This is a genomic window from Saccharopolyspora sp. NPDC002686, assembly GCF_040295745.1.
GTDB lineage: Bacteria > Actinomycetota > Actinomycetes > Mycobacteriales > Pseudonocardiaceae > Saccharopolyspora > Saccharopolyspora oryzae.
The window spans coordinates 1-7889 of the sequence record NZ_JBEOVY010000356.1 but is presented as its reverse complement, the minus strand read 5'-3'; the positions used below and the strand labels follow the sequence as shown (position 1 = coordinate 7889).

The following is a 7889-nucleotide window of genomic DNA, read 5'->3' as shown; positions in this document are numbered from 1 at the left end:
GCGTTCGCCTGGCGAGGACGGCCAACCCGCCGTGTATTGGCATACATAAGGGTTGGCACCCGGAGACCAGGCGGGCGCTGAGGTTCCGCTACCCGCACCGCCACGCAAAACGAGGATGGAAAACCCTCATTGAACTGCGGAGGTCACTTCTCCGGGGCGGTGAGGACCCAGGGGCCTTCTTCGGTGATCGCGACCGTGTGCTCCCAGTGGGCCGAGCGGGAACCGTCGGCCGTGACCACGGTCCACTCGTCGTCGAGCTCCTCGGTCTCCGCGGTGCCGAGCGTCAGCATCGGCTCCACCGCGATCGCCATGCCGACGCGCAGCTTCGGGCCCTTGCCCGGCTTGCCGAGGTTCGGCAGGAACGGCTCCATGTGCATCTGGGTGCCGATGCCGTGACCGCCGTACTCGGCGATGATCCCGAACTCCAGGCCCTCGGCCTTGGCCGCGGCCAGCGCCGCGGTCTCCACCGCGTGGGAGATGTCGGTCAGCCGGTTGCCCGCCCGGACCTTCTCGATCCCGGCCCACATCGAGGCCTCGGTGGCGGCGGACAGCGCGCGGTCCTTCTCGCCGATCTCGCCGATCGCCAGCGTCACCGCGGAGTCGCCGTGCCAGCCGTCCAGGATGGCGCCGCAGTCCACCGAGAGCAGATCGCCCTCGGACAGGACCTCGTCGCGCGACGGGATGCCGTGCACGACCTTCTCGTTCAGCGAAGCGCAGATCGACGCCGGGAAGCCGTGGTAGCCCTTGAAGGACGGCACCGCCCCGGCATCGCGGATGGTCTGCTCGGCGAGCTCGTCCAGCTCACCGGTGCTCACGCCGACCTTCGCCTGCGCGGTCACCGCCGCGAGCGCGCTGGCGACCACCAGGCCGGCCTCGCGCATCGCCTCGATCTCGCCACGAGACTTGAGCTCGATGCCCTTACCCCGACGCAACAACGCACTCACCTTCAACAGAGAATCTTCGGATTGCTTCACGCAGCGGCGCCGGTGGCGACGAGTGGCATCGCCGCTCACCTGGCGGCGTTCGGCCCCGGTCGCCCGGGGCCCAACGAGCTCAGCTGCGGTCGCGGAGCGCGGCCAGCGCGCGAGCGGTGATGTCCTCGATCGAACCCACCGCGTCGATCTTGATGATCCGGTCCTGGTAGTAGGACAGCAGCGGCTCGGTCTCCTCGCGGTAGACCGCGAGCCGGCGGCGGATGACGTCCTCGGTGTCGTCGGAGCGACCGCGCGCCAGCATGCGCGTGACCAGCTCCTCCTCCGGCACGTCGAACTGCAGCACGGCGGTCAGCTCGGTGCCCTGGTCCGCCAGCATGTCGCGCAGCACGTCGGCCTGCGCGGTGTTGCGCGGGTAGCCGTCGAGCAGGAAGCCCTTCGCCGCGTCCTCGTCGGCGAGGCGGTCGCGCACCATCTCGTTGGTGACCTCGTCCGGCACCAGCTCACCGGCGTCCATGTAGCTCTTGGCCTTCTGGCCGAGCGGGGTCTCGTTGCCGATGTTGGCGCGGAACAGATCTCCGGTGGAGATGTGCGGAACGCCGAGCTCCTCGCTCAGCACCGCGGCCTGGGTGCCTTTGCCCGCACCCGGCGGGCCGACGAGAACCAATCGCACCAAGGGTCTGCCTCCGAATCAATCCGATCGCACGCCAACTCCTGACGAGCGCTGCGCGGCGCCCACCTGCCTGCGAGCGACCGCTGCTCAACCCCACGCATGAGCCGTGCGTACGCACCAGCCATGCCGGAACCTGCGGTTTCCGGGCACGGCGAAGCCGCGCCCGGACCGCTCAGCTTACCGGAGGAATCCCTCGTACTTGCGCTGCGTGAGCTGGCTCTCGATTTGCTTCACGGTGTCCAGGCCGACGTTGACCATGATCAGCACCGCGGTGCCGCCGAACGGGAAGTTCTGGTTCTGGCCCTGTCCACCGGTGATGCCGAGGAAGAAGTTCGGCAGGATCGCAATGATGCCCAGGTACAGCGCGCCCGGCAGCGTGATCCGGGAGAGCACGAAGTTCAGGTACTCGGCGGTCGGCCGGCCCGGGCGGATGCCCGGGATGAAGCCGCCGAACTTCTTCATCTCGTCGGCGCGCTCTTCCGGGTTGAACGTGATCGACACGTAGAAGTACGCGAAGAAGACGATCAGCGACATGTACAGCAGGATGTGCACCCAGCTGGACGGGTCGACGATGTAGGTCTGGATGAACCGCGCCCACCAGGTGTCCTGGTTGCCGGCCAGCTGACCGATCAGCTGCGGCAGGTACAGCAGCGAGGAACCGAAGATGACCGGGATGACACCCGCCTGGTTCACCTTCAGCGGCAGGTAGGTCGAGGTGCCGCCGTACATCCGGCGGCCGATCATGCGCTTGGCGTACTGCACCGGGATCCGGCGCTGCGCCTGCTCGATGAACACGACCGTGCCGATGATGACGATCGCGAAGGCGCAGACCACGGCGAACACCAGGCCGCCGTGCGACTGCAGGATCATGCCGCCCTCGGCCGGGATGCGGGCCGCGATGGAGGTGAAGATCAGCAGCGACATGCCGTTGCCGACGCCGCGCTCGGTGATCAGCTCGCCCATCCACATCAGCACCGCCGCACCGGCGGTCATGACGACCACGATGGTGATCAGGTTCAGCACCGAGTCGTCCGGGATCGGCGAGACCGAGCAGCCCTGGAACAGCTGGCCGCGCACGGCGAGCGCCACCACACCGGTGCCCTGCAGGATCGCCAGCGCGATCGTCAGGTACCGGGTGTACTGCGTCAGCTTCGCCTGGCCGGACTGGCCTTCCTTCTTCAGCTGCTCGAAGCGCGGGATGACCACCTGCAGCAGCTGGATGATGATGCTCGCGGTGATGTAGGGCATGATGCCCAGCGACAACACCGACAGCTGCAGCAGCGCACCGCCGCTGAAGAGGTTGAGCAAGGAGTAGACGCCCTGCGAGCCGCTGCCCTGGATCTGCTCGATGCACTGCTGGATGTTCGGGTACGACACCCCGGGAGAGGGGATCGTCGCGCCGAGCCGGTACAGCACCACCATGCCGAGGGTGAACAGGATCTTGCGGCGCAGGTCCGGCGTCGCCAGAGCCGAGCGGAAGGCGCCGAGCACGCGAACCTCCTGTACGCGAGCCAGTCGAAACCGGCCGGGGAAAGATGCGGCAATTTCCGCAGCACCCGTTCATCACGGCACTGCCGGGGCGACTCTAGCAGGCGAGGAGCCCACCACGTTCGGCGACTGAAGCCTCACGCGTGATCACCGCGTACGCCGACGGCGAACACCGCCACCAGCAGTCACACCAGCCCCGAAAACCCCGTTGCCACAACAGTTTTGGAAGATCAATCGGCCCTCTCCGCGACCTGCGGGGAAGGACCCGGAAATGCGGGCGGGGCGACTTTTCGCCGGGAGGACCGGGAAAAGCGCCCCGCGCACATCACCTGATTGGGAAAAACGGTGAGGGCCGGTCGACTTCGCGTCGACCGGCCCTCATCGCGTTCGCCTCGTCAGCGGTCCAGCTTGGTGACCGAACCACCCGCGGCGGTGAGCTTCTCCTGGGCGCTGCCCGTGAACGCGTGAGCGGTCACGTCCAGCTTGACGCCCTCCAGGTCCCCGTCGCCGAGGATCTTCACGAGCTCGTTCTTCTTGACCAGGCCCTTGGCGACCAGCTCGTCGATGCCGACGGTGCCGCCCTCCGGGAACGCCTGGGCCAGACGACCGATGTTCACACCCTGGTACTCGGTGCGGAAGCGGTTCTTGAAGCCGCGGAGCTTCGGGAGCCGCATGTGGATCGGCATCTGCCCGCCCTCGAAGCGGGGCGAGACGTTCTTCCGGGCCTTGGTGCCCTTGGTACCGCGACCAGCGGTCTTGCCCTTGGAGCCCTCACCGCGGCCGACGCGGATCTTGTCGCGCTTGGCACCCGGGGCCGGACGCAGGTCGTGCAGTTTGATGACCATGTCAGTCGACCTCCTCGACCGTCACCAGGTGACGGACGGCGTTGATCATGCCGCGCACGTTCGAGTCATCCGGACGAACCACGGACTGACGGATCTTGCGCAGCCCGAGGGTGCGCATGGTGTCGCGCTGGTTCTGCTTGGAGCCGACCAGACCCTTCACCTGGGTGATCTTCAGCTGTGCCATGGATCAGACCCCCTGCCCCGCAGCACGCGCGCGCAGGATGAACGCCGGAGCGACGTCCTCGAGCGGCAGGCCACGACGAGCCGCGACCTCCTCCGGCCGCTGCAGCTGCTTCAGCGCGTCGACCGTGGCGTGCACGATGTTGATCGGGTTGTCGCTGCCCAGCGACTTGCTCAGCACGTCGTGGATGCCGGCGCACTCCAGGACCGCGCGCACCGGGCCACCGGCGATGACACCGGTACCGGCGCTGGCCGGACGCAGCAGCACGACACCCGCGGCCTCCTCGCCCTGGACCGGGTGAGTGATGGTGCCGCCCAGGCGCGGGACGCGGAAGAAGTTCTTCTTCGCTTCCTCGACGCCCTTGGCGATCGCCGCCGGAACTTCCTTGGCCTTGCCGTAACCGACACCGACCATGCCGTCGCCGTCACCGACGACGACCAGCGCGGTGAAGCTGAAGCGCCGACCGCCCTTGACGACCTTCGCGACGCGGTTGATGGTCACGACCCGTTCGAACTGCGGGGTCTTCTCTTGGGCCGCCCCGCCACGGCCGCCGTCGCGGCGGTCCCGGCGGTCCTTGCCGCCGGACTCCCCGCCCTCACGCCGAGTGCGTCCAGGCATCAGGCGTCCCTTCCGTTCTCGTTCTTACGCACTTGTCAGAACTCCAGTCCGCCGTCACGCGCGGCGTCCGCGAGCGCGGCGACCCGACCGTGGTAGTCGTTACCGCCGCGGTCGAAGACGACCTTCTCGATGCCGGCGTCCTTGGCCCGGGCGGCGACGAGCTCGCCGACCTTGGTGGCCTTGGCCTTCTTGTCGCCCTCGAACGCGCGGACGTCGGTCTCCAGGCTGGTCGCCGAAGCCAAGGTGTGGCCCTTGGTGTCGTCGATGACCTGCGCAACGATGTGGCGCAGCGACCGGGTCACGACCAGGCGCGGGCGCTCGGACGTGCCGAGGATCTTCTTGCGGATGCGCGTGTGCCGCTTGGCGCGGGCCAGCCGACGCTTGGTCGAGATGTCCTTGCCCACCGGCTTGCGCTTGGTAGCTGTCGTCTCGCTCATGGTCACTTACCCGTCTTCCCGACCTTGCGGCGGATGTTCTCACCTGCGTAGCGGACACCCTTGCCCTTGTACGGGTCCGGCTTGCGCAGCTTGCGAATCCTGGCCGCGATCTCGCCGACCAGCTGCTTGTCGATGCCCTTGACCGCGATCTTGGTCGGGCCGTCGACCGCGAACTGGATGCCTTCCGGCGGTTCGATCACGATGGGGTGGCTGTAGCCCAGGGCGAACTCGAGGTTCGAGCCCTTCTGCAGCACGCGGTAACCGACGCCGTGGATCTCCAGGTCCTTCTGGTAACCCTGGCTGACCCCGATGACCATGTTGTTCACCAGGGTGCGGGTGAGCCCGTGCAGCGAACGGCTCTCCCGCTCGTCGTCCGGACGCTTCACCAGGACCGCACCGTCTTCGTCCCGCTCGACGATGATCGGCTCCGCGACCTGGTGGGACAACGTGCCCTTGGGGCCCTTCACCGTCACCGACTGGCCGTCGATGGTCACCTCGACGCCGGAGGGGACGGTGATCGGCAGCTTTCCGATGCGCGACATAGCCGCTCCTCCTCCCTTACCAGACGTAGGCGAGGACTTCCCCGCCCACGCCGTTCTTCATGGCCTGCCGGTCGGTCAGGAGACCGCCGGAGGTCGAGATGATGGCGACGCCCAGGCCACCCAGAACCTTCGGGAGGTTGGTGGACTTGGCGTAGACCCGCAGACCGGGCTTGGAGACCCGGCGCAGGCCCGCGATGCTCCGCTCGCGGTTCGGGCCGTACTTGAGCTCGACGACGAGCTGCTTGCCCTTCTCGCCCTCTTCGACGCGGGAGCCCGAAACGTAGCCCTCGCGCTTGAGGATCTCGGCGATGTTCGCCTTCAGCTTGGAGTGCGGCATCACGACCTCGTCGTGGTATGCCGAGTTTCCGTTGCGCAGACGCGTCAGCATGTCTGCGATCGGATCGGTCATCGTCATGACCTGCTCAACCTTTCTCGTCTGGTTCCGATGGGTCCCGACCGGACACCGCCCGGAGGCGGCGCGTCTGGACCCTGGCCTGGACGAAGTTCGGGGTGTCCGACCGCGGTGGCCGGTCCCTTGTCATTTCGCGTGCAAGCACGGCGTTCGCCGCGGAGCGTGGGCATCAGCCCTGGTAACGCCTGCTGAGGGTACCGGTAGCCGGCATCACCCCAGCAGGCGGGCACATCACCAGGAGGACTTGCTCACGCCGGGCAGCTCGCCCGCGTGCGCCATCTCGCGGAAGCACACGCGGCACAGCCCGAACTTGCGGAACACCGCACGCGGACGCCCGCAACGCTGGCAGCGGGTGTAGCCGCGAACGCCGAACTTCGGCTTGCGCGAAGCCTTGATAACCAGCGCCTTCTTGGCCATCGCTCAGTTCTCCTTGAACGGGAAGCCCAGGTGCTTCAGCAGCGCCCGGCCCTCCTCATTGTTGGTGGCCGTGGTAACGACGGTGATGTCCATGCCGCGCGGACGGTCGATGCTGTCCGGGTCGATCTCGTGGAACATCGACTGCTCGTTCAGGCCGAACGTGTAGTTGCCCCGGCCGTCGAACTGCTTCGGCGACAGCCCGCGGAAGTCGCGGATACGCGGCAGCGCGATGGTGACCAGGCGGTCCAGGAACTCCCACATCCGGTCGCCGCGCAGGGTGACCCGCGCACCGATCGGCATGCCCTCGCGGAGCTTGAACTGCGCGATGGACTTGCGGGCCCGGCGGATCTCCGGCTTCTGACCGGTGATGATCGCCAGGTCGCGAACCGCGCCCTCGATCAGCTTGCTGTCCCGAGCGGCGTCGCCAACACCCATGTTGACCACGACCTTGACCACGCCGGGCGTCTGCATCACGTTGGAGTAGTTGAACTCCTCGTTGAGCGCCTGGCGGATCTCCTCGCGGTAACGGGTCTTGAGCCGCGGGACGATCTTCTCAGCGGTAGTCATGATCAGACGTCCTTACCGTTACGACGAGAGATGCGAACCTTCTTGCCGTCCTCACCGATGCGGTAGCCGACTCGGGTGGGCTTGCCGTCGGAGTCCACGACCATCACGTTGCTCACGTGGATCGGCGCTTCCTGGGTGACGATGCCGCCGGACTGCGCGCCACGCTCGGTCCGGGAGACCTTGGTGTGCTTCTTGATCCGGTTGACACCCTCGACCAGAACCCGCTGCTCCTGCGGCATGGCCTGGATGACCTTGCCCTTGGCGCCCTTGTCCTTGCCGGAGATGACGACGACCGTGTCGCCCTTCTTGACCTTCATCACAAGACCTCCGGCGCGAGCGAGATGATCTTCATGAACTTCTTGTCGCGCAGTTCACGGGCGACCGGCCCGAAGATGCGGGTTCCGCGGGGCTCGCCGCCCGGCTTCACCAGCACCGCAGCGTTCTCGTCGAACCGGATGTAGGAACCGTCCGGACGACGCTTTTCCTTCTTCTGCCGGACGATGACGGCCTTGACCACATCGCCCTTCTTGACATTGGCACCGGGGATGGCTTCCTTGACGGTCGCCACGATGATGTCCCCGAGGCCCGCGTAGCGACGACCCGACCCACCGAGGACACGGATCGTGAGGATCTCCTTGGCCCCGGTGTTGTCGGCGACGCGCAGTCGCGACTCCTGCTGGATCACGTCTTTCTCCCTGACCCTAAGTACCCGGGCTCGGTTGCCCGAGCACACTCTGGCGCGCCAAATTGCCGACCTGACGCGCGCGGTCAACTTCC

The 7889-nt window shown here is 67.1% G+C and carries 13 protein-coding genes; all 13 read right to left on the bottom strand.

Features of this window, described 5'->3' with window-relative positions:
* Window positions 1–143: 143 nt before the first annotated feature.
* Entirely contained in the window at window positions 144–935 is a 792-nt protein-coding gene (map, locus tag ABTZ89_RS32275; RefSeq protein WP_270947617.1) for a type I methionyl aminopeptidase, read from the bottom strand.
* A gap of 118 nt (window positions 936–1053) precedes the next feature.
* Complete coding sequence (locus ABTZ89_RS32270; RefSeq protein ID WP_270947616.1) at window positions 1054–1608, bottom strand: adenylate kinase; 555 nt, start codon at window positions 1606–1608, stop codon at window positions 1054–1056.
* A gap of 174 nt (window positions 1609–1782) precedes the next feature.
* Window positions 1783–3096, bottom strand: coding sequence for a preprotein translocase subunit SecY (secY, locus tag ABTZ89_RS32265; protein WP_270947615.1), 1314 nt, complete (start codon window positions 3094–3096; stop codon window positions 1783–1785).
* A gap of 392 nt (window positions 3097–3488) precedes the next feature.
* On the bottom strand, window positions 3489–3938 hold the full coding sequence (gene rplO / locus ABTZ89_RS32260; protein ID WP_270947614.1) for a 50S ribosomal protein L15: 450 nt from the start codon (window positions 3936–3938) through the stop codon (window positions 3489–3491).
* 1 nt (window position 3939) lies between these two features.
* Window positions 3940–4122 (bottom strand): 50S ribosomal protein L30, encoded by a 183-nt coding sequence (gene rpmD, locus ABTZ89_RS32255; RefSeq protein WP_270947613.1) that lies wholly within the window; start codon window positions 4120–4122, stop codon window positions 3940–3942.
* A 3-nt stretch (window positions 4123–4125) separates the two neighbouring features.
* Window positions 4126–4737, bottom strand: coding sequence for a 30S ribosomal protein S5 (gene rpsE / locus ABTZ89_RS32250; protein WP_270947612.1), 612 nt, complete (start codon window positions 4735–4737; stop codon window positions 4126–4128).
* Window positions 4738–4772: 35 nt separating this feature from the next.
* A complete protein-coding gene (rplR, locus tag ABTZ89_RS32245; protein ID WP_270947611.1) occupies window positions 4773–5174 on the bottom strand; it encodes a 50S ribosomal protein L18 in 402 nt (133 codons plus the stop codon).
* A gap of 2 nt (window positions 5175–5176) precedes the next feature.
* A complete protein-coding gene (gene rplF / locus ABTZ89_RS32240) occupies window positions 5177–5716 on the bottom strand; it encodes a 50S ribosomal protein L6 (protein WP_270947610.1) in 540 nt (179 codons plus the stop codon).
* A 16-nt stretch (window positions 5717–5732) separates the two neighbouring features.
* Entirely contained in the window at window positions 5733–6131 is a 399-nt protein-coding gene (gene rpsH, locus ABTZ89_RS32235) for a 30S ribosomal protein S8 (RefSeq protein WP_270947609.1), read from the bottom strand.
* 228 nt (window positions 6132–6359) lie between these two features.
* Window positions 6360–6545, bottom strand: coding sequence for a type Z 30S ribosomal protein S14 (locus tag ABTZ89_RS32230; protein ID WP_270947608.1), 186 nt, complete (start codon window positions 6543–6545; stop codon window positions 6360–6362).
* A gap of 3 nt (window positions 6546–6548) precedes the next feature.
* Entirely contained in the window at window positions 6549–7112 is a 564-nt protein-coding gene (gene rplE / locus ABTZ89_RS32225) for a 50S ribosomal protein L5 (protein ID WP_270947607.1), read from the bottom strand.
* A 2-nt stretch (window positions 7113–7114) separates the two neighbouring features.
* Window positions 7115–7429 (bottom strand): 50S ribosomal protein L24, encoded by a 315-nt coding sequence (rplX, locus tag ABTZ89_RS32220; RefSeq protein WP_270947606.1) that lies wholly within the window; start codon window positions 7427–7429, stop codon window positions 7115–7117.
* Window positions 7429–7797 (bottom strand): 50S ribosomal protein L14, encoded by a 369-nt coding sequence (gene rplN, locus ABTZ89_RS32215; protein WP_150067120.1) that lies wholly within the window; start codon window positions 7795–7797, stop codon window positions 7429–7431. Before rplN ends, rplX begins: the two co-directional genes overlap by 1 nt.
* Window positions 7798–7889 lie beyond the last annotated feature (92 nt).